The sequence below is a fragment of the Hahella sp. NBU794 genome (assembly GCF_050749805.1).
GTDB lineage: Bacteria > Pseudomonadota > Gammaproteobacteria > Pseudomonadales > Oleiphilaceae > Hahella.
In genome coordinates this window covers 5,231,797-5,252,398 of the sequence record NZ_CP192738.1, presented here as the reverse complement: position 1 = coordinate 5,252,398, position 20,602 = coordinate 5,231,797, and the positions used below count along the sequence as shown (strand labels likewise).

General features: G+C 58.4%; 13 protein-coding genes. 6 read left to right on the top strand and 7 right to left on the bottom strand.

The window, feature by feature from the left end:
* Positions 1-161: 161 nt before the first annotated feature.
* From ACQYWX_RS22850 to ACQYWX_RS22835, 4 genes are read right to left on the bottom strand one after another with little or no spacing between them, the layout of a single operon-like run.
* Positions 162-740, bottom strand: coding sequence for a helix-turn-helix domain-containing protein (locus ACQYWX_RS22850; RefSeq protein WP_127972868.1), 579 nt, complete (start codon positions 738-740; stop codon positions 162-164).
* Complete coding sequence (locus ACQYWX_RS22845; RefSeq protein WP_431686445.1) at positions 737-1,870, bottom strand: ABC transporter substrate-binding protein; 1,134 nt, start codon at positions 1,868-1,870, stop codon at positions 737-739. The genes ACQYWX_RS22850 and ACQYWX_RS22845 overlap by 4 nt, the downstream gene beginning before the upstream one ends.
* Positions 1,860-3,293: a sensor histidine kinase N-terminal domain-containing protein gene (locus ACQYWX_RS22840; protein WP_431686444.1), complete on the bottom strand. Its 1,434-nt coding sequence runs from the start codon at positions 3,291-3,293 to the stop codon at positions 1,860-1,862. The genes ACQYWX_RS22845 and ACQYWX_RS22840 overlap by 11 nt, the downstream gene beginning before the upstream one ends.
* Positions 3,283-3,954 (bottom strand): response regulator transcription factor, encoded by a 672-nt coding sequence (locus tag ACQYWX_RS22835; protein ID WP_127972865.1) that lies wholly within the window; start codon positions 3,952-3,954, stop codon positions 3,283-3,285. The genes ACQYWX_RS22840 and ACQYWX_RS22835 overlap by 11 nt, the downstream gene beginning before the upstream one ends.
* 337 nt (positions 3,955-4,291) lie before the next feature.
* Between ACQYWX_RS22835 and ACQYWX_RS22830 the strand changes: the two genes are divergently transcribed.
* The 3 genes from ACQYWX_RS22830 to ACQYWX_RS22820 are packed head-to-tail and all read left to right on the top strand — an operon-like array spanning position 4,292 to position 7,256.
* Positions 4,292-5,278, top strand: a complete 987-nt coding sequence (locus ACQYWX_RS22830; RefSeq protein ID WP_216739576.1) for a Bug family tripartite tricarboxylate transporter substrate binding protein — start codon at positions 4,292-4,294, stop codon at positions 5,276-5,278.
* 5 nt (positions 5,279-5,283) lie between these two features.
* On the top strand, positions 5,284-5,721 hold the full coding sequence (locus ACQYWX_RS22825) for a tripartite tricarboxylate transporter TctB family protein (protein ID WP_127972863.1): 438 nt from the start codon (positions 5,284-5,286) through the stop codon (positions 5,719-5,721).
* Positions 5,721-7,256 carry a tripartite tricarboxylate transporter permease gene (locus ACQYWX_RS22820; RefSeq protein WP_279505268.1) on the top strand — a complete coding sequence of 512 codons (1,536 nt, stop codon included), beginning with the start codon at positions 5,721-5,723 and terminating at the stop codon, positions 7,254-7,256. The genes ACQYWX_RS22825 and ACQYWX_RS22820 overlap by 1 nt, the downstream gene beginning before the upstream one ends.
* A 294-nt stretch (positions 7,257-7,550) precedes the next feature.
* Here the strand turns inward: ACQYWX_RS22820 and ACQYWX_RS22815 are convergent, their stop codons facing one another.
* Entirely contained in the window at positions 7,551-13,445 is a 5,895-nt protein-coding gene (locus ACQYWX_RS22815; RefSeq protein ID WP_431686443.1) for an alpha/beta fold hydrolase, read from the bottom strand.
* A 473-nt stretch (positions 13,446-13,918) separates the two neighbouring features.
* On the opposite strand from ACQYWX_RS22815, the gene ACQYWX_RS22810 reads away from it, so the two are divergent.
* Entirely contained in the window at positions 13,919-15,718 is a 1,800-nt protein-coding gene (locus ACQYWX_RS22810; protein WP_431686442.1) for a hybrid sensor histidine kinase/response regulator, read from the top strand.
* 51 nt (positions 15,719-15,769) lie between these two features.
* Here ACQYWX_RS22810 and ACQYWX_RS22805 read toward each other — a convergent pair whose 3' ends face one another.
* Both ACQYWX_RS22805 and serA read right to left on the bottom strand, forming a co-directional pair.
* Positions 15,770-16,441 (bottom strand): response regulator, encoded by a 672-nt coding sequence (locus tag ACQYWX_RS22805; protein WP_216739759.1) that lies wholly within the window; start codon positions 16,439-16,441, stop codon positions 15,770-15,772.
* A 315-nt stretch (positions 16,442-16,756) separates the two neighbouring features.
* A complete protein-coding gene (gene serA, locus ACQYWX_RS22800; RefSeq protein WP_127972858.1) occupies positions 16,757-17,986 on the bottom strand; it encodes a phosphoglycerate dehydrogenase in 1,230 nt (409 codons plus the stop codon).
* A 368-nt stretch (positions 17,987-18,354) separates the two neighbouring features.
* Here serA and ACQYWX_RS22795 point away from each other — a divergent pair, with 368 nt between their 5' ends.
* Positions 18,355-19,758 carry an FAD-binding oxidoreductase gene (locus ACQYWX_RS22795; protein ID WP_431686441.1) on the top strand — a complete coding sequence of 468 codons (1,404 nt, stop codon included), beginning with the start codon at positions 18,355-18,357 and terminating at the stop codon, positions 19,756-19,758.
* Between the two features lie 22 nt (positions 19,759-19,780).
* The gene (locus ACQYWX_RS22790; protein WP_431686440.1) at positions 19,781-20,434 is read left to right on the top strand and encodes a fumarylacetoacetate hydrolase family protein; all 654 of its coding nucleotides are present in this window, start codon (positions 19,781-19,783) and stop codon (positions 20,432-20,434) included.
* Positions 20,435-20,602: the final 168 nt, after the last annotated feature.

Below are 20,602 nucleotides of genomic sequence, written 5' to 3'. Positions count from 1 at the left end.
CTTATATCGGACGTGTTTCCTGTATAGTGGAAAAATGGGCGTAAAGCAATAGGGAAAAATATACCCAGCCCCCTGAATCAGGGCCATGGCGGCCTCCCTGCCACGTTGCGTCGCCTAACCTGATTGTTAAGCGGAAAGGTGCGCCAAAACGTCGACTGACTCTAGCGATGACTGTGATTCATCACGACTAAAAGAGCGATGGTGTCGCTGTCGCCGTGATTCTGAATGGTGTGGGCGACGTCGGCGTGATAACGGGCGGTGTCGCCCTGCGCCAGACGCTGGGATTGCTGACCGCTGACGACTTCAAGCTGACCGCTCAACACGGTGAGGTGCTCCATGCAGCCCTGTGTATGGGCCTGGCTTTCCAGTTTGCCCTGGGGGCGCATACGCAGCTCGTACCATTCAATGGAGCCCACCAGATGGGGCGGGCTGAGAATGCTGAGGTGATAGCCGCCCTGAGGGTTGTCGATCTTCGGCGTTTGCGCGGCGATGATATGTTCGATAGGAGAGTGCGAAACGCCCTCGCTCTCATCCACCAGCTCCGACCACTCAATGCCCAGGGCGCGGGTGAGGTTCCACAGGGTGGCGAAAGTCGGGTTGGCCTGGCCGCGTTCGATCTGCGACAGCATGGAGCGGGATACGTTGGATTGTTGCGCCAGTTGCTCCAGCGTCAGCTTTTCTGACTTGCGGAGTTGTTGGATGCGTTTGCCCAGTCTGGCGACTAAATCGGTGTCTTTCATTGTTTCGTTTCACGTTCCAGAGAGCGGCGCCATTCGCTTAAAAAGCGTTGCCGTTTTAATTTATCCAGCGGAACCAGCAATTGCGGTCCCACCGTAATGGGTTTCAGCGGTCCCGGCGCATGTTTGTTCAGCCAGTCCGCGGTGACTTCGCCGTGCACGCCAGGGTCGATAGGATACAGTTTCGACTCGCTGGCCAGAGTCTGCTGACCTGCCGGAGACAGCAGAAAATCCAGGAAGTCCCGGGCGTTCTGCGTGTTGACGGCGTGCTTATGAATCAGAGCGATGCGCGTCATGATCAAGGTGTAGTCCGCCGGCAGGATCATTTTCAGGTTAGGCGCCGACGCCAGTCGGGCCTTGGTGTACGATCCCAGCAGATTATAGCCGATCGCGTACTGCCCGGAAGCCAGACCGTCGAGAATGTCGCCGGTGCAGCAGGCCAGTTGTACGGAGTGGGTGCCGAAGGCCTCCAATAGTCGGCCATAGGTGGTCGCCTGCTGGCTGTCCTGGGCGGCGAACAGGTAACCGACGCCGCTGCGGGCGATATCATAGGTGGCGATTTTTCCCGCCAGACTTTCGCCCTGGCTACGGATCAGCTCCAATAATTGCTGGCGGTCCTGCGGCGGCGGACCCGGCAACAGTTTAGTGTTCACCACGGTCACCACCGGTTCAAAAGTAAAGCCGAAAGCCTCGTTGCGCCACTTCGCCCAGTCGGGAATGCGGCGGGTGTAGGGCGACTCGTAGCGCTGCGCATAGCCGTCATTGACCAGTTTCACCTGCAAGTCCATCGCCGAGCTGATCAGCAGGTCGCCGACGATGGCGTCCGGCGGCTCTGTCGTGTGAGTGGAGCCTTCCACGGTGTGCTGGAAAAGGTCGGCGGTTTCAAACTCAATCAGCCGGATTTCCACATTGGGATAACGCTGCTGAAACGCCTTGATGATGGGGTTCATCACCACGTAATCCAGCACTGCATGAATATTGAGTACGCTGACCGGCTTCTGCTGCGCCGGATAAAGCACGACCGGCAGCGGACCGGACACTGCCCGTGCGGGAGTGACGCTGAAGAGGGCGAGCACGAGAAGCGCTCTGCATAGCAAATCTGTACGGAAGAAAACGAAGCGGCTATTTGCCATGGGTGCTCTCCTTGCGGAAACCGACACGCACCGTCAGGCCTTGAGGCTGATTATCCATCAGTCCCACCTCTGCGTTATGGCGCTCTGCAATTTCCCGCACGATGGCCAGACCCAGTCCGCTGCCGACGCCGACCGCGGCTGGCGCGCGATAAAAGCGGGAGAAGACTTTGTCCCGATATTCCACAGGGATGCCTGGGCCGTTGTCTTTTACTTCCACGAACAGTCGGTTGGCGTTTTGGTGGACGCGCACTTCCACCACGCCATCCACCGGGCTGTAGCGGACCGCGTTCTCGATCAGATTGCGGAACAACTGCTTCAATGCAAAGGCGTCGCCAAGCAGGTTCGTGTCCTCGGCGTCCGCCTCAAAAGCCAGTTCCACTTTCTCGTTGATGGCGTGCGACGCCAGCTCCAAACAGGCTTCTTTCACCACTTTGTTGAGTTCGATGCGCCGGAGCGCTTCGCTTTGCAGGCGATGGGTGATAGTGGCCTGATTGAGCAGTTGCGACACGGTGGTGTTAAGTTGATCCACCGACTGCATGATGCGGTTATACACCGGCTTGGGATCGTCGATATCGGGATGGTCGCGCAGGTTCTGCAACGCCGCGCGCAGCCCCGCCAGAGGCGTGCGAATCTGATGAGCCGCCTCGCCAGTGTAGCGCTGCATGCGGTCCAGAGTGTCCTGCAGGCGCTGCATGAAGTGATTGATGGTTTGCTGTAAGCGCCAGGTTTCCTTGATCGGCGTAACGTGTAAGGGCGTCAGATCGGTAGGGGAGCGCGCGGCCAGCTCCCTTTCGATCTGATCCAGGGGCGAGAAGGCGCGTTTGATGCCGTAGCCTAATAGTCCCAAAGCGATGACGGACGCGATGGCGATCAGTTGTAAACCTTTGCCGGTGATGTCTTCGGCCAGATCGGCGCGGGCGTTGATGGTCTGTCCCAGTTGCACGGTGATGTAACCGGTGATGTCCGCCTCCGTCAACAAACGCCGCAACACGATGAAGCGCACCGGTTCGTCCAGATAGCGGCTGGTGAAAAATCGTTGCTGGATCAGGCGTGCGCCGTCTTTGCTGAAGCCCTGGTCCGCCGCCGGGCGGGGCAGGTCGGCGTAGCCGGTGAGGTACGCGTCGCGAGGGCCGCTGATGCGATAGAAAACGCGGTCGTCGCGGGCCAGGGCGAGGGTTTCGAAGGCCGCTACCGGCAGATCCACATCCACCACGCCGTCGCGAACGTGAATGGCGTCCGCAATCTGAAATGCGGCGCTGGCCAGCAGCCGGTCATAAGAGAGTTCCGCCGCGCGCTTGCCGTATCCGTCGATAGCGATGATAGCCAGAGTGCCGAGCACCAGAATCAGCGCCACGGCGCCCAGGATCAACCTGTTGCGCAGTGAGACCGGCTGATCCGGACGCAACGGCGAATCAGTCATCATCGCATTCCGCGAGATACCCCAATCCCCGCAAGGTGCGTATCTGAACAGAGGACTCCGCCAGCTTTTTGCGCAGGCGCGCAATGTACAGTTCGATGGCGTTGGGCCCGGGGGATTCATCGAAAGCGAACAGACGATCGGCCAGCTCCTCCTTGCTCATGACCCGGCCCAGATGGCCGAGAAACACTTCCAGCAGGCGGAACTCGCGGTTCTTCAGGTCCAGCTTTTCTTCATTGACGTATACCGCTTTAGCGGAGCGGTCAAAAGACAGATTGCCGTGTCGGCTGAGGTTGCTGGAAAAGCCCTGGTTGCGTCGCATGAGCACCCGGCAGCGGGCTTCCAGTTCGCCAAAATCGAAGGGCTTGGTGAGGTAGTCGTCGGCGCCGGCGTCGAGCAGTTTGATGCGATCATCCACCTGTTCGCGGGCGGTCAGAATCAATACCGGCGTGGTGTCTTTGCGTTTGCGCAGCTCCGACAGAATCTGCTCGCCGCCCAGTTCTGGTAGGTTGAGGTCCAGAATGATCAGATCGAATTGCTGGTGCTGCAACAAACCATTGGCCTGGCGTCCGTTGTTCACCCAGTCTACGCCATGGCCCATTTTCTGTAGCCGCGCCTGGATGGATTCACCCAGCAATTCAGAATCTTCTACAACAAGGATATGCATGCGCCGACTTCACTTTTTCGAATCAGGACGTGACAGGTTTATGACAGGTTCAGCAGTTAGGATGCAGTCATTACCTGTTCCATATCAAGCATAGGTCGCTGAAGAGGTAATCGAAACAAAGTTTCCAAAACCACAACAAGCGACTAAATATAAAGCGCAACAAAAATAATAGGAGCGTGACATGAACACAACGAATCTTTTTCGACAATCCCACCCCCCAGCACCTGGAATGCCGCCGGCTTAATAAGCAGGACGGCTGACGCCGGTAGCCCCACAAGGGCAAAACCAATATATTTGCGATCGAATTAATTCCTGTAACCTGTGTGAGGTAACAATAATGACAATCAGAACTCCGATTAAAATGCTTGTGGCCGCAGCGTTGACCGTCAGCGCTACCCTGACCATGGCCTACGAACCTAAAGGCAAAGTTGAATGTATCGCTCCTGCGGATCCTGGCGGCGGCTGGGACTTCACCTGTCGTAGCGTCGGCAACGTGATGGAGGAACTGAAGTTAGTTCCCGGCAGCGTACAGACCATTAACATGGCGGGCGCAGGCGGCGGCGTCGCATTCGCGCATACCGTCAGCAAGCGCAAGAACGACCAGAATCTGGTGGTCGCCGCTTCCACCGCCACCACAACCCGTCTGGCCCAGGGACAGTATCCCGGCATGAACGCGGAAATGGTTAACTGGATTGGCGCAATCGGCGCGGATTATGGCGTTATCGCGGTATCCAAGAACTCTCCCTACAAAAGCCTGAGCGATCTGATGGCGGCGCTGAAACAAGATCCGCGCTCCGTTAAATTCGCAGGCGGCAGCGCCAACGGCGGCTGGGATCACCTGAAAGTGCTGATCAGCGCGAAGGCGGCCGGCGTCACTAATCTGCCGAAAATCTCTTACCTGTCCTACAACAACGGCGGCGAAGCCATGACTCAGGTCGTGGGCGGACACGTTGACGCGTTCACCGGCGACATCACTGAGGTGCAGGGCTTCTTCGAATCCGGCGACCTGCGCGTATTGGCGGTGCTGTCTGAAGATCGTCTGCCAGGCAAATTCGCGACTATCCCTACCGCTCGCGAGCAGGGCATTGAGTCCGTCGCTCCTAACTGGCGCGGCTTCTACATCCCTGGCGGCGCGCCGGCGGATGTAAAAGAGTACTGGACTGCAGCCATCGACAAAATCTACGCCAGCGAGCAGTGGAAAACCTTGATGGAGAAAAATGGACTGATGCCGTTCCACAAAAGCGGCGCTGAATTCAACAATTTCGTGAAAGCGCAAATCTCGGACATCCAAGCGCTTTCTAAAGAAATTGGCTTGATCCGTTAATCGCCATGAATGACCGTATTTTCGGTTTAGTGATGCTCGTCCTGGCCATAGCCTATGGCTGGGGCGCGTATCAACTGCCCGAGCCCTTCGGCGGCAATGAATCGGTCGGACCCGAGACCTTCCCGATTCTCCTGTCGGTGGTGCTTGGTCTGAGCAGTCTTTATCTGATGCTGCGTCCCGACCCGGACAATCACTGGCCCTGGAACCGCACCGGCGCTGAAATGGTGGTGGCGGTGGTGGTGCTGACGCTGTATGGCGTGTTGCTGGAGCCGCTGGGCTTCATCATTACCACGACCTTGGCGGTCGGCACCCTGAGCTGGCGCATGGGCGCCCGCAAGTTCCCGGCCTATATGTCCGGCCTGATTGGCGGCGTAGTGGTGTTCGTGTTGTTCAACTACGTGCTTGAATTGCCGTTGCCGCTGGGCGTACTGGAGGTAAGCTGATGGAAACTTTGAACTTTCTGATGCAGGGCTTTGCTGTCGCCCTGACGCCGGAAAACTTGATGTTCGCGCTCCTCGGCTGCTTCCTGGGCACCCTGATCGGCGCGCTGCCGGGATTGGGCCCCGCCAATGGCGTGGCGATCCTGATCCCGCTGGCGTTCACTCTCGGGCTGAAACCGGAAACGGCCTTGATCATGCTGACCTCGGTGTACGCCGGGGCCATGTACGGCGGACGCATTTCGTCGATTCTGCTGAATATTCCCGGCGATGAGCCGGCGATGATGACCTGTCTGGACGGCTATCCCATGGCGCAAAGCGGCAGAGCCGCGGAAGCGCTGGCGATTTCCGCAGTAGCCTCCTTTATCGGCAGCGTGATCGCGACGATTGGCCTGATTCTGCTGGCGCCCTGGCTGGCGAAATTCGCCCTGACGTTTGGGCCGGCGGAATACTTCGCGCTGTTCGTGCTGGCGTTCGCCACCCTGGGCGGCATCACCGGCAAGAACCCGGTGAAGACAATTCTGGCGGCGGCCATTGGCTTGATGATGGCGACGGTGGGCATCGACATGAACACCGGCGTACAGCGCTTCACCTTCAACACGCTGGAGCTGTATGAAGGCGTTGACTTCATCATTCTGATCGTGGGTCTGTTCGCTATCTCGGAATTGCTGTTTTTCATCGAAGCGCATGCCGGCGAAGGCCGCAAGATGATTGCGATGAACAAGCTGAAAATGAAGTGGAAAGACTTCACCAGCGTCTTCCCGACATCGCTTCGCGGCAGCGTCATCGGCTTCCTGGCGGGGGTTCTGCCCGGCGCCGGCGCCTCTTTGGGCAGCTTCGTCAGCTATACCCTGGAAAAACGTATTCTGGGCAAGAAGGCCAAGTTCGGCGAAGGCGATCCTCGCGGCGTGGCTGCGCCGGAAGCGGGCAACAACGCCGCCGCCAATGGCGCGCTGGTGCCCATGCTGACCCTGGGCGTACCTGGCAGCGGCACCACCGCGGTTCTGCTGGCGATGCTGATTTCCATGAACATCACCCCAGGCCCGCTGATGTTCCAGCAGCATGGCGACATTGTCTGGGGCGTTATCGCCGCGCTGTTGATCGGTAACCTGATGCTGCTGTTGCTCAACATTCCGCTGGTCGGCGTGTTTGTGAAACTGCTGTCGGTGCCGCCCAAATATCTGTTGCCGATTGTCACCATGGTCGCTTTTGTTGGCGTCTATTCAATCAGCCACAGTGTGTTTGATCTGTACTTTATGATTTTCTTCGGCGTGCTCGGCTATGTTCTGCGCAAGGTCGAGATCCCACTGGTTCCTGTCATTCTTGGAACTTTGCTGGGGCCGGAGATGGAGAAAAACCTGCGTCACGCCATGACGTTGTCGGACGGTGACTGGAGCATCCTTTGGAGCAGCGGTCTGTCCATCACGCTTTGGATTGTCGCTGGAGTGGGTCTAATCGCTCCCTACGTTATCGGGCCGATTCTGCGCAAGCGCATGAAAGGCGTCGATCACGAAGTGGACGAGGCGGTGACCGCCGATTGACCCATGCGTCCAGGGACGGGCGCGCAACTGAGATTTGATTGTAAGTCTTGGTCCCATTTTCGGGTCGAAAGACCCTTTTTCCTCGGTGTGGAAACTATGCCCGCTCTCCTCCTGTTAAAGTCATAGTTTCCATTGCCTTGGCTGCGCGGCCCCCGATTTTTGCCGTCGCAGCCTTTCTTTACTCTTTTCTTTCTCTTTCTCTTTCTCTATTTCCCTTTGCCCTTATTTTTTCACCTCTCTATCCCTTCACGTCTGCATTTATTTACATTCCTTGTCGCTGATTGAGTGTCCTGATTATGCGGGTTCTGGGCGCACGGGTTTGCCCGGTTCCGCCTCCACATTAGCCGTCAGCCGGATGCGCCAGGTTCTGTCGTCGTCCGCCAGTTCGCCATCTTTCAGCGCCGTTGGTTGCGCCACTGGCGCCACGAAACCTTCTGGGTCGCATACGCGGATTTCCAGCGTCCAGCACTCTCCCGTGGGGACGGCGTCCACGCGCACGAACTGGGATTTATCCGCCCGCAACAAGCGCGCTTCCGCCTGCAGTTGTAACTGCGAGCCGTGCATGGGAACGACGCTGGGTTTATCCCACTCGAAGTCCCGGGGATTGGCGTTGGCGAAGGGCAGTGGCGCGTACAGACCGGACGACACGATCTGCCATACCGTCACGGGCTTGCGGTTCGATACCGCCTGATCCGCAGGGTTGGCCAGAGTCATGCGCGCCAGAGCGCATAAATGCTGGTCGCCGCCGACGAAAATGACGTTAGCGATCTGCCGCTCGTAGATCAGCCCCATTACCGCCGCCAGGGTATGAGGATAGCCGCACCAGCTGTCGTGATTGCGCCACAGGTCAGGGTGCTGCGTGAGGCGTTTTTCCACTGGCGCAATCACGCTGCCGGAAAAGATAAATTTAGGCCGTTCCGGCGTCAGCCGTTGCGCCTCGGACAGCCAATTGGACAGGGCGGCGAATTGGGTCGCGTCGATCATCTCCGCTTGCGCGCCGACGGCGCCAGCGCTGCGTAGTCGCCGTTCGGTGCGGGTGTCCATGACGAAGATCGGACAGTCGAATTCCCGAGCCGCGCTAACGCCCTGGGGATACCAGAGCGCGGCGTCCGGCTGGCGTCCGCTGCATTGAAAACTGCGGGCGGCGCGCAGGGCGAAGTCAAAACGTTCGCGCTCCTTCAGGTGAGCGTCCAATTGGGGAGGGCGTCCAGAGCAATCGTCGCTGAACTCATGGTCATCCACCGTGAAGTGAACGGGCGCCAGTTGCAGCAGTTTGCGCATATTGGGCGAGTTGAACGCCTCCCGGTAGCGCGTGATGTAGCGCTCTTTCAGGGCGGTGTTATCGAACGCCTCGGCGGTGGCGTCCGCGTATATCTGATCCCCGATAAAAAAGACCGAATCCGCGCCAGGCAGTTGGGCGTCGCCTCTGACCTGACGTCCCATACCGACGAACGCCTGATCGGCGAGATCCCGTTCCAGCATCGCGCCCGGATAGCGGCAGGAGCCAACCAGAAAGCGCATGGCGGGGCTGACGCCGCGATGCAGGCAAAGCTCGCGCAAACGCCGCAGCCACCCAGCGGAGGCGGGGATATGCAATGTCTGCGACAGGGCTAGCTGGGCTTCCGGGTCGAACTGGCGCTGGGTCAGGCTGAAGCGGATGCGCACCTCCCGTTCCTGTCCCGGATCGACTTTCACCGCCACATCCAGCAACAAGTGATGCGGATCATTGGCGGAGCAGAACTGACATTGAATCAATTCCGCGCCTTCCAGCGCCAGACGTCGTGTCGGCGTCGCCTGGGCGTCGGCCAGATCCGCCAGATCGGAAAGCTCCGCCCACAAACGCAGCACAATACGCGGGCGGCCAATCCCGGCGCTATCCAGCCAGGCGCCGCGGATGATCGGTCCGGCGCTGAACAGGTTGGCGCTTACCGCATGCAAGTCATCCGCGGGGCGATAGCTGTCGAACAGTTGATGGTGAAATTCAACGCGGTCCCCGGCGGAGTGGCGCAGACACCCTACATCTTCGCTGAAAAAGGCGCGCAGGCTGGGAAAAGCGTCCTTGTAAGCGTTTTGCGCCAGGATCACATCCATGTGGCCGTATTGCGGCACCCGCTTTAACAGCACCGGCGGCGCGGATGGGCTGCCTTTCAGCATTTCACTGAGCCGTATGGCGGAACGGGTGGAGGATTGCGGATTGAATACCTTGCTTTGCTCGCCATGGATGAACAGCGTGGGATAACTCCAGTGTTTGCGCACCGCAGAGGGGGTGAGAAAGGTGTTTTCGCCGTCCCGGGAGGTCACCCGCTGTTGCTGGGCGAAGTAATACAGATGCCGATAGACGGCGCCGGGAGCTTGCCCCAGCATGTCCTGAAAGGCTTTGTGAGTGGCGGGAGAAATCTGATCGTGTCGCCACATGCGGCCGTACAGAAAACTCATCTTGTCGCAGATGCCCTGGGAGATTTCCACGCCGCCATCGGGCGCATGGTCGCTGTGTGTATGCAGCTCGGCGCCGTTGCGCGCTCTGCCTTCTTCCGCCTCCTGCAGCTCGCCCAGGCGTGCGAAAGAGAACGCCAGACGATCGAACATGGAGTCGAAGGCGCTGGGGTCAGGTTGCGGGATGGGGTTGAGTTGAGCGTCATTCACCGAGTCGCGCAGGAAGCTGCCAAGCTTGGCGCGGCTGCGGTTGACCGGGGAAGGGATAATCCAGGGATGGATCGCATTGAAGGCCACCCGTCCGATAAAGGGATCGGCGGGATCATCCAGCCAGCCTTTGAGTATGGCCATGGTGGTGGCGGTGGCGCCGACGCAATGGGCGAACAGGTTGATCTTACCCGGATTGACCCGGTGAATATGGCGCACCGCGGCGGGTATATCGTAGCGGGCGATTTCTTCAATACTCCAGCCCTGCAGGGGCGCCGGCGTGGGAAGGGCGTTGCTGAGTCGATAATCCAGCAGCCACACATCGAAACCGGCGCGCCACAGATAAACAGCCATGTTCTCGGGGATGGCCTCAGAGCAATAAATCAGACTGCCCTGGGCGAGCCCATGAATGAGCAGCACCGGTTGTCCCGGCCGCTGCGTGTTGGTTTGCGGATAGCGGGTCAGAACAATACCGATCTGCTCCGAGGAGGCGTCATTCAAGGGTACGCTGAGTTCGGCGCGCTGCGGGCTGATCACCCGGTTATCCGATACGCGTAACGCCCGGGGATGCGGATTGGAAGCGATGGGTTTGTCAGGATAATGGGGCGAGCCGAAATCCCAGAACTGGGTTTGCAGCAAGCAACGCAGAAACAGCATGCCCAGGCCTGCGGCCGCCATGGCGGACTCCGGCAGATTGGGCGATTTGACCACCTGAGCCAGCCCCCTTTCCGACATGTACTCCATGTCCACGTACAGGGAGCCCGACACAGCCTCGCCATGGCGCTGGTGAGACAGTTCGATGGGAAGATTGGTCAAGGCGCGCCAGAGTCTGGGAACGCCGTTCTTCCAGGCCAGCAGTTTTTCTCCGCGCAGGTGAATGATCTCCCCAGGCATGTTTTTGAAACGAGGCGTGCGCGAGCCGCTGGTATTGGGGGTGAACTGGAAGTTGTAACTCATGCGACGGTATTGCGCATGATGCTTGGCGACGGTCCAGAAGCCTTTGATTTGTTTGAACAGCCCTGGCGCCGGCTCCTTCAGCGAGGCGTCTGAATCCCAGCGACTCAGGCGCTGTTTGAGCTGACGCAAGGCGAAGCCGGACAAAGATTGGCGGCGGGTGCGATAAGCGTTGAGGGCCTGGGCGCCGCGCCAGGCGGTGGTCAGCGGCCCGGGTTCATCGCAGTGCAGCAGGCGCACTACGCCTTCGCCTACAGCGATGGGAATTGCGCCTTGCAATAGTTCTGGAGGCAAACCGTAGGTGTGCATTTTGGCGGTTTGCTCCGCGCTGAGCGGATTCAGGTACAGCTTCGCCGTCGCTTTCAGCTCTTCTCCGGGTTTCTGCAGCCAGTCATGCAGATCTTCTATCTGCGTTTCCACCTTGAAGATCAGACCCTGGTCACCGGTAAGACGCGCAGCGACGCCACTGGCGGGTTGGGCCTCAGTGGGGAGCGCTTCGGCCCACTGCCTGATCCAGCTTTCTATCCAGTCGGGCAGACGAGCGTTGACTTCCTGCGCCTGCAAACGGCCGAACATCTGCTCGCTGATGCTCAGCGTCACTGTGGGGCTGGGCTTGACTGCTGTGGTGGTCGCCGTCTGTTTAACTGGTGAGATGGCTTGCGCCAGCTCAGGACTGACCTGTTCCTGCGTTGGCGCAAACCAGTCATGTTGTTCCTGAATCGCCTCTGCGGCCCGAAGAGACAACGCGGATATGGTCAGGAACGGATTGACCCCCAGAGCGGTCGGCAGGATGGAGCCATCCAGCACATATAGCCCATCATGCAAAGCGGGGGCGCTGATGTTTCGGGCGCCTGGATCGGCCTTGAAGACCTGGCCGTAATGGTTGACGACCCCGGTGTCGGGACCGTCGCCCATGGCGCAGCCGCCCAGCGGGTGCACAGTGATGACGCGACCGCCGGGAAGCTTGCCGCTCATGACAGTAGAGGCGTCATCCGGCAGGGTTTTCCAGAGAGGATTAGGGACGTACTGGCCGCCGTCGAAGCCCTCTTTTCTGTCCTGGCTGCGCAGCAGGGCGTCAGCCGCGGTCAGGCAGGGGTTCTCCGCCGCCTTGGGCCAATCGACGCGAATGCGGGAGTAGTCTGTGTCAGCCTGTTGTGCGGGGTTATCGCTGGCGCGCAGGGAAAGGCCGCCGGCGGCGCCGTCGTCCCCCATGATCAGTAGGATTTGCGATCGCTCCATGGCGTCGCTGTGGTGCGCCAGAGGATCTTTGAAAACGCCGTTTTTACTCGCATTAAGAAACCAGGCGGGCAAGGTCATGTCGGTGAGACGGTTCAGTTGCGCGCCGGTGGTGGCGATTTCGCCAAAAAGGCGCGCCACCCCATAGGGCGCAGAGCCGTCCTCCAAGGTCAAACGCACTTCGGCGCCGGTTTTAGGGTGACGAGCGATCGGGCGAGATACGGCGGTAATGGTTGGGCCGACGCAGGACTCCTCACCGGCTTGCAGAGATTCGTCAGACTTGCCGATCGCCATGACCGGGTTCGCCTGTCCATAGCTCATGGCGAAACCGTCGCCGTTGGTGGAAAAGCGCTTGCCCAGCCTGTCGGAGAGCTGCAAACGGCCGGAATTCTGCGACCGTAACAGAATTTCCGTGCTTCCCAGCGCCCCCGCCGCCAGAATGACGGTGTCGGCTTCAACCCAGAATACCTCGTCGGACAGACTGTTCTTTTCCGTAGCGGTGCGGCGTACCCGCACCCGCCAACGACGCCCGTTTGGCCCGGTCGTATTATCCGTAGCAGAAGAGACAATAGGCTCCAGAGTGAGCACCGTGGCGCCAGTGTAAAATCTGGCCCCACGGGCTTTAGCCAATGGAATGAGGTTCATGGCCAGGGTATTCTTTGCGCCTTGGTTACATCCGGAAACACAGTTGCCGCAGAGATTGCAGCCCGGCTGCTCAACGCCGACGGCGTTGGCGCCAGGATGCAGGCTGACGGTCAACGGCGCTGTTTCCACTGACGCGTCAATTGCGTTGGCGAGTCTGGTCAGCGCCTGAAACTTGGGGAGACGGCATAGCCTGTCGCGGGCGGTTTGATCCTGGTCACGGATTCCCAGCAAGTGACGCACTCTTTTAAAGTGCGCTTGCAGCAGCCCAGGGTGCTCCCGAAACTCACGCGGCCAGGCGGCCTGCGCCAATGTATCCGCCTCTGGCTCCAGTGCCACGTTGGCGTTGATCAGCGACCCGCCGCCGAGCCCGCAGCCCACCAGCACATCCACCTCTTTACCAATGCGGAAATCATAGAGCGCGTCGGCATAGCCAATCGGGCGGGTGGAGCCGGATTTGAGTAATTGCATATGGCCGGGAATATCCCCCAGGGCTTCCGGGAAATCCCCAGGACGGTATTCCTTGCCCCGCTCCAACACTGTCACTGTCGCGCCACCGGCATTGTCTCCGGAAGACTTGCCCCCCGCCAGTTGCATGGCGGCGATGGAGCCGCCATAGCCGGAGCCGATAATCAATACATCGGTATCGTGGACCCGCGTTTCTGGGAGCGCATCTTTTATCAGGCTTTCGAACGGTTCGGAAAGATGAAAGTGCATGGCCGGAACTCCTTCCCTAGCAAAGGACTTGTTATGAGGTTGATGTCCGTTCGGCGGCGTTTTGACTGCGATGTCCGGGCGCAAGGGAGCGTCGGACTGCGCCGCTCTGGTTCCAGGGTGATGGGCTACGCCAATGCGTTGCACGCATTGTATTGACCGACAACATGTTGACCGACAAGGGGATGGCGTTCGGCTTGTCTGTCGATCGGGTCGTTATTGTTAGAGGACTGCTTGAATCAGAATAGCAATGAAAATTCGGCTTGGTTATTTTTTGAACAAAATACAGGTTGAATACACAGAAAGGAATAAACGAGGGGCCTAAACCTAGGTTTACTTGCAAGCGTCGAAAATTCTGCTGTTAAACTGAAATTGAATCGCCGCGCGGTAATCAAACTCATCTAAGATTAAAAGAGAGCGTGGCGTGACGCTCATCCACCGATGAGAAGCGTTCTCAACCCAGCCCGGAGAGCAAGGTGAGACAAGAGCATAAAGCTAAGGATTCCAGTCGCTTAGGGACAGCGCCGGAGGAGTTTGAGCGCGCCCATCTGATCGAATCCGTCAAAATCCGATGCCAGCAGACGCTTCCTGCAGTGCAGGGCGTGTTTCTCATCATGGCGATTTTTCTATTCATGTTATGGGATCAGGCGCCCCTGTCGCGCATATTGCTGTGGGTGGGGCCTGTCGCGGCGGCGCAAGTTCTGCGCCTGCAGATCAGTCGTCAGATTATGCGCCAGCTGGACAGCATGACCTTTCAGGAGATGCTGCACAGCGACATACGCTTGTTGCGCAGCAGCCTTTTCAATCAGGCATTGGTCGGTACGGGCATTTGGACCGTTGGCGCGGTGGAGACGGACAATGTCGCGTTTTTCATGACCCTGGCCATTAGCCTGTACGGAGTGGGGGCCATGGTGAATCTGGCGTCCGATTACCGCTCCTTCCTGTTGTCCATTCCCCTGTTGATGGGGCAGCCGATTCTGTACTGGTCCCTGCAAGGGGTGGACGAACTGCGCATCGCCGCGCCCTTGGCGACCCTGACGCTGTTGATGATCAGTTCGGTGCGCCGCAGCAGCCGCACTTTTGCGGAAAGCGTCGCCATGCGTTTTGAAAAGAGCGCGTTGCTGAACAAAGTCGAGGCTGAGCGCAAAAAAGCCGAAGAGGCGTTGGCGGCGGCGCAGGAAGCGAATAAAGCCAAAACCTATTTCATGGCCGCGGCCAGTCACGATCTGCGCCAGCCCTTATACGCGGTGTCACTGTTGACGGACACGTTGTCGTATCAGCCTTTGGGGGAGACGGCGCAGGAAATCGTCAGCAAACAGCGACAGGCGATTGAAGTGCTGCGCACGCTGTTCAACAACCTGCTGGACCTGTCGCGCTTTGAAGCTGGCAAGTTTCAACCCAATATGAAGGCGCTGTCGCTGGAGGAAGTCATGCGGCCTCTGGAGGCGGAATTTCAGCCATTGTGTCAGGCCAAAGGTCTGGCCTGGCGCTGCAGTTATACCCGGGTCAGTCTCTATTCCGATCTGGAGCTGCTGAGCCGACTGCTCAATAACCTGATTTCCAACGCCATCCGTTACACCCATAAAGGCGAAGTCAGCGTGGATGCGGCGGTGGATGGACGTCGAGTGACGTTCACTATCAGCGACACGGGACCGGGAATTGAGCGTGACGACCAGGTGCGCATCTTTGAAGACTTTGTGCAGCTCAATAATCCCAGTCGCAATAGAGACAAGGGCATCGGCATGGGGTTGGCCATCGTACGCCGCATCAATGAAATTCTTGATGCGGGGCTGACTGTGCAGTCTTCGCCGGGCAAAGGCTCGCGCTTTTCCTTTTACGCGCCCCTGGCGGAATATGCCTGTATCGCGCCCAGCCTTCGCGACTTAGAGGCCCCGGACAATGCCTTCATTGATCTCAATGTCTGGCTGGTGGAGGACGATCCATTGGTGAGGTCGGCGCTCTCTTTTCAATTTGACGCCTGGGGATGCCGCTACGAAATCGTCGCCAACAAGGACGAACTGTTGGCGCTGCGCCATCGCAGCCAGGGCTGGCCGGACGCGCTGATACTCGACGATATGCTGGACAAAGGCGAGGATGGGCTGGATATCGCCGACAGTCTGTCCCGACAGATGCCGAAGGAAAAGATGCTGCTGGTGTCCGGCAATGTGCAACCTGAGCGAGTCAGAGAGCTACAGGAAAGTGGGTTCAGCTTTCTCACCAAACCCATCTCGTCACATCAACTGCAAACCTGGATAGAGTCCGTCGCGCCCCATTAGGCATCCCACTAGGCGCCCCACTGGGCGCCCCATCAAGGGCGACTGAGCGTTTTAGATGACGCCCAGCTGCCTCGCCTTCAGAATCGCCTGCGCCCGATTACGCACCCCCAGCGCTCTGAAGATGGTGTTCATATGGGTTTTCACCGTGCCTTCCGCCATATCCAGACGCGCGGCGATCACCTTGTTGGGCATGCCTTCCAGCAAATAATGAAACACCTGTTCCTGGCGGGGAGAGAAATAGGGGCGGGACTCGACGGCGGTATTGCCGATGGCCACGGTTCCCGCCGCCGGTTCAAAACCCAGCATGCGGATCGCGTGGGGCGGGATGTAGCAACTGCCGGCGAGTACGACTTTGACCGCGCTCACCACCACTTCCACAGGGGAGTTCTTTGGCACGTAGCCGCGTACGCCGTACTCAAACGCCTTGGCGATGGTGTCGGTGGAGTCGTCGCCGGAAAAAATGATGATGGGAACGTCGGGATAGGTTTCCCGCAAAGTCATCATAGCGTGTATGCCCTCGGCGTCGGACAAGTGCAGATCAAGCAACACCAGGCTGAATTCCACATTGTTAGCCAGCTTTTCCTTGGCTTCCGCCAATGTGTTGGCCTTGTCGATCCAGTTACACAGCTTCAACGCCAGCAGCGAAGTGGAGAGTGCGTCAATCACTATCGGGTGGTCATCGACCAGAAGGGCGCGAACGTCAGCGCAATGAGTGCTTTCCATGTTTTTCCCCTTGGCAAAATCGCGTATACGCCTTGATTTCCAGTGTAGTAATGCTGGCCCAGCGCAACAATAAAATCGACATTTCTTTGGCCCTAAACTTTGGTTTAGGCGGGACTGTGGATAGGCGGAGGGGAGTGGGAGGCGTATAACTGAAGCTGAGACAGGAGATACGACGGGTGGGGACTGACGGTCATCTCTCTGAGAAGAAGCTAGGGCGCGATGGTTATCCACCGCGCCCGTTTTTTTGACGCCCTCGTTTCAATCACATGATCACTTGACCTGTGCGAGCGGCGTCTAGCTCGCTGAACGGGCTGCTTAGAACAGCACGCGGCAGCGAATGGTGCCTTTGACGGACTTGAGTTTTTGCAGCGCCAGATCGCTGTAATCCTTGTTCACGTCCACGACCACATAACCGACTTTATCGTTGGTCTGCAGGTACTGACCGCAGATGTTGATGCCGTTGTCGGAGAACACGCTGTTGATCTCGGACAGCACGCCCGGCACGTTTTCATGGATGTGCAGCAAGCGATGGTTCTGCGGATGCGAAGGCAGAGACACTTCCGGGAAGTTGACGGATGTCACGGTGGCGCCGGTGTCGCTGTATTTGGCCAGCTTCTCGCCGACTTCGCGACCGATGTTTTCCTGGGCTTCCATGGTGCTGCCGCCAACATGAGGCGTCAGAATGACGTTGTCGAACTCGCGCAGGGGAGAGACGAACTCTTCGTCATTGGAGCGAGGTTCCACCGGGAATACGTCGATCGCGGCGCCGAGCAGCTTTTTGGCGCGCAACGCGTCCGCCAGGGCGTCGATATCCACCACAGTGCCGCGGGAAGCGTTAATGAAGATGCTCTTGTCCTTCATCGCCTCGAATTCCGCTGCGCCCATCATGTCTTTGGTGCTGTGAGTTTCCGGCACGTGCAGCGTGACGATGTCGCTGATGGCCAGCAATTCTTTCAGGCTGTCCACCTGTGTGGCGTTGCCCAGGGGCAGTTTGGTGGAAACGTCGTAGAAGTAGACTTTCATCCCCATGGCTTCCGCCATGATGCTCAGCTGCGCGCCGATGCTGCCGTAACCGACAATGCCCAGGTTTTTGCCGCGAATTTCATAGCTGTCCTTCGCATGCTTCAACCAGCCGCCGCGATGCGCAGACGCGTTTTTCTCAGGAATGCCGCGCAGCAGCAGAATAGCTTCCGCCAGCACCAGTTCGGCGACAGAGCGGGTATTGGAGTAGGGGGCGTTGAAGACGGCGACGCCTTTCGCCAGCGCTGCGTCAAGGTCGACCTGATTGGTTCCGATACAGAAACAGCCGATCGCAATCAGCTTTTTCGCTTCTTCCAGCACGCTTTCAGTGAGCTGGGTGCGGGAGCGTATTCCGATGAAGTGAGCGTCAGCGATGCGTTCTTTCAGTTCCTGTTCGGGCAGGGAGCCCTTGTGATACTCGATATTGGTGTAGCCAGCCGCTTGCAGGGTGTCTATCGCAGACTGGTGCACACCTTCGAGAAGAAGGAACTTGATCTTGCTCTTGTCTAAGGACGTCTGTGTCATATCGGTTCGGACCTTTTGTGTAATCGCACTTATTTCCGCCGCTAAGTTCTTAAACAGAAAGGCTTCCCGGGCCGCCTCCATCGTTATTCTATTTTTCAGGCTGGGAACGGCGCCGACAAACTCCGCCACTGGCGCTTAGCATTTTGGGCTCTGCTGTTGGTGACCAAACCCCGGATTCAGACATAAATCGCATCAGGGATCTACAGCGCAGGGCGCGTATGATACCATAATCGCCGCTTTTTGAACTCGCATATTCATATAAATCGCCGGTTGACCGATGTCTCTCCACGGCATGTGGGAAAAGGCTGCGCGCGCAGTGGCGACGCGGTTTTCCGGACGCTGATTACAAGGTGTTGTTGAGAAATCCTATGAGTAAGGTTGCGGCGGAACAGATCGTTGAGAGGCTTAAGGCCATTGTCGTCTCCGGCAAAGTGTTGACGGATGCGGATTCCTTGCAGGCGTACGGCAAGGACTGGACCAAGAAATACGAGCCCGATCCCGTGGCTGTCGTGTTGCCCAAAACCACGGAAGAAGTGCAGGCGATAGTGCTGGCGGCCAATGAAATGGGCTTCGCCCTGGTGCCGTCGGGCGGCCGTACGGGGCTGAGCGCAGGCGCGGTGGCGGCCTCCGGTGAGGTGGTGGTGGCGTTCGACGCCATGAACAAGGTCAGCGACTTCAATCCCGCCGACCGCACCGTCGTCTGTCAGGCCGGAGTCATTACCGAGCAACTGCAGAACTTCGCCGAGGAGCAGGGACTGTTTTACCCGGTGGATTTCGCCTCCGCCGGCTCCAGCCAGATTGGCGGCAACCTGTCCACCAACGCCGGCGGCATCAAGGTGATCCGCTGGGGCATGAGCCGCGATTGGGTGGCCGGCCTGAAAGTGGTCACCGGCAAGGGCGATATTCTCGAACTCAACAAAGGTCTGGCCAAGAACAACACCGGCTATGATTTGCGCCACCTGTTTATTGGCGCTGAAGGCACTTTGGGCTTCATCACCGAAGCCACCATGAAGCTGACCCGTCAGCCTAAAAACCTCACGGTGCTGGTGCTCGGCCTGAGCCACTTCAATCACGTGATGGATGTATTGCAGGCGTTCTCCCGCCGCATCGACCTGACCGCATTCGAATTTTTCTCCGACAAAGCGCTGCGCCATGTGCTGGCTAACGGCGATGTGACGGCTCCTTTCGAAGGGGAAGCTCCGTTTTACGCATTGCTGGAGTTTGAATCGCTGACGGAAGAAACCCTGGAAGAAGCCATGGGCGTTTTCGAAGAGTGCATGGAAAACGGCTGGGTGGTGGATGGCGTCATCAGCCAGAGCGAAACCCAGGCTAAGAATCTGTGGCGTCTGCGTGAAGATATTTCCGAAACCATTTCCAAGTTCACGCCTTACAAGAACGATATTTCGGTCGTTCCCAGCAAGGTGCCTGAATTCCTGACTGAGATCGACGGCATCGTCGCCAGTCGTTACCCGGATTTCGAGATCATCTGGTTCGGCCACATCGGCGACGGCAACCTGCACTTGAATATTCTGAAGCCGGAAGGTCTGGCTAAAGAAGAGTTCTTCGCCAAGTGTGAAGAAGTGAACACCCAGGTGTTTGAAACTGTGCAGCGCCACCAAGGCAGCGTTTCCGCCGAGCATGGTGTGGGCTTGCTGAAAAAGGACTATCTGCAATACACCCGCGCTCCGGAAGAAATCGCTTACCTGAAGGCGATCAAGGTGGCGTTTGATCCCAACAATGTGATGAACCCCGGCAAAGTGCTGGATATCTAAACGGGAAAACGGAGCGTTTGCTATGGTCAAGGCGCGTTTTATTGGCGGCGGCTATTTTGAGAGTCAGATCGGTAAAGTGGTGTGCGTAGGGCGTAATTACGCTGAGCACGCCCGGGAGTTAAACAACCCGGTGCCGACCACGCCTATCCTGTTCATCAAGCCGAGCACGGCGGTGGTGGAGATGCGGGGCCCCCTGATTATTCCGGAGGGTGATGTGCATTATGAAACGGAAATCGCCCTGCTTATCGGCAAACCGTTGAAAAACGCGACCCCACAGGAGGCGCGCAGCGCCGTCATCGGCGTCGGCCTGGCCCTGGATCTGACCCGGCGCGACCTGCAATCCGCTCTGAAGGAAAAAGGCCTCCCCTGGGAAATCGCCAAGAGCTTTGACGGCGCCTGTCCGTTGTCGGATTTCGTTTCCGTGACGGCGGAGGACGACCTCGCCGACCTGAATTTCAGCATGTATCTGAACGGCGAGCTGCGTCAGGACGGCAAAGCGTCGGACATGATCACCGCGATAGCGCCTCTCCTGGCCTATATGTCCTCGCATTTCACACTGATGCCTGGCGATGTGGCGCTTACCGGCACGCCGGCCGGCGTCGGTCGTCTGCAATCCGGCGACCGCGTTGAGCTTTCCTTGTCCCTTGGACTGGATGTCGCCACTACCGTCGCTTGATAGGAAAGGGCGCGCTGCGCCCGTTCCTTTTCCGTTCTCTTAGCCCTCCGCAAACTGCCCCCTGTTTATTCTCCATACTCCCCGCCCAGCTTGACTTTGGTTATGGCGTCGCCGGGCCTGCAACAACATATTACAGTTGCGCCGGTTAAGCCTTCATGCGCCGTCTAT

What these genes read in the sequence shown, in the direction of transcription:
- ACQYWX_RS22850 (WP_127972868.1), bottom strand. Translation starts at nt 740, where the DNA reads ATGAAAGACACCGATTTAGTCGCCAGACTGGGCAAACGCATCCAACAA.
- ACQYWX_RS22845 (WP_431686445.1), bottom strand. Translation starts at nt 1,870, where the DNA reads ATGGCAAATAGCCGCTTCGTTTTCTTCCGTACAGATTTGCTATGCAGA.
- ACQYWX_RS22840 (WP_431686444.1), bottom strand. Translation starts at nt 3,293, where the DNA reads ATGATGACTGATTCGCCGTTGCGTCCGGATCAGCCGGTCTCACTGCGC.
- ACQYWX_RS22835 (WP_127972865.1), bottom strand. Translation starts at nt 3,954, where the DNA reads ATGCATATCCTTGTTGTAGAAGATTCTGAATTGCTGGGTGAATCCATC.
- ACQYWX_RS22830 (WP_216739576.1), top strand. Translation starts at nt 4,292, where the DNA reads ATGACAATCAGAACTCCGATTAAAATGCTTGTGGCCGCAGCGTTGACC.
- ACQYWX_RS22825 (WP_127972863.1), top strand. Translation starts at nt 5,284, where the DNA reads ATGAATGACCGTATTTTCGGTTTAGTGATGCTCGTCCTGGCCATAGCC.
- ACQYWX_RS22820 (WP_279505268.1), top strand. Translation starts at nt 5,721, where the DNA reads ATGGAAACTTTGAACTTTCTGATGCAGGGCTTTGCTGTCGCCCTGACG.
- ACQYWX_RS22815 (WP_431686443.1), bottom strand. Translation starts at nt 13,445, where the DNA reads ATGCACTTTCATCTTTCCGAACCGTTCGAAAGCCTGATAAAAGATGCG.
- ACQYWX_RS22805 (WP_216739759.1), bottom strand. Translation starts at nt 16,441, where the DNA reads ATGGAAAGCACTCATTGCGCTGACGTTCGCGCCCTTCTGGTCGATGAC.
- serA (WP_127972858.1), bottom strand. Translation starts at nt 17,986, where the DNA reads ATGACACAGACGTCCTTAGACAAGAGCAAGATCAAGTTCCTTCTTCTC.
- ACQYWX_RS22795 (WP_431686441.1), top strand. Translation starts at nt 18,355, where the DNA reads ATGAGTAAGGTTGCGGCGGAACAGATCGTTGAGAGGCTTAAGGCCATT.
- ACQYWX_RS22790 (WP_431686440.1), top strand. Translation starts at nt 19,781, where the DNA reads ATGGTCAAGGCGCGTTTTATTGGCGGCGGCTATTTTGAGAGTCAGATC.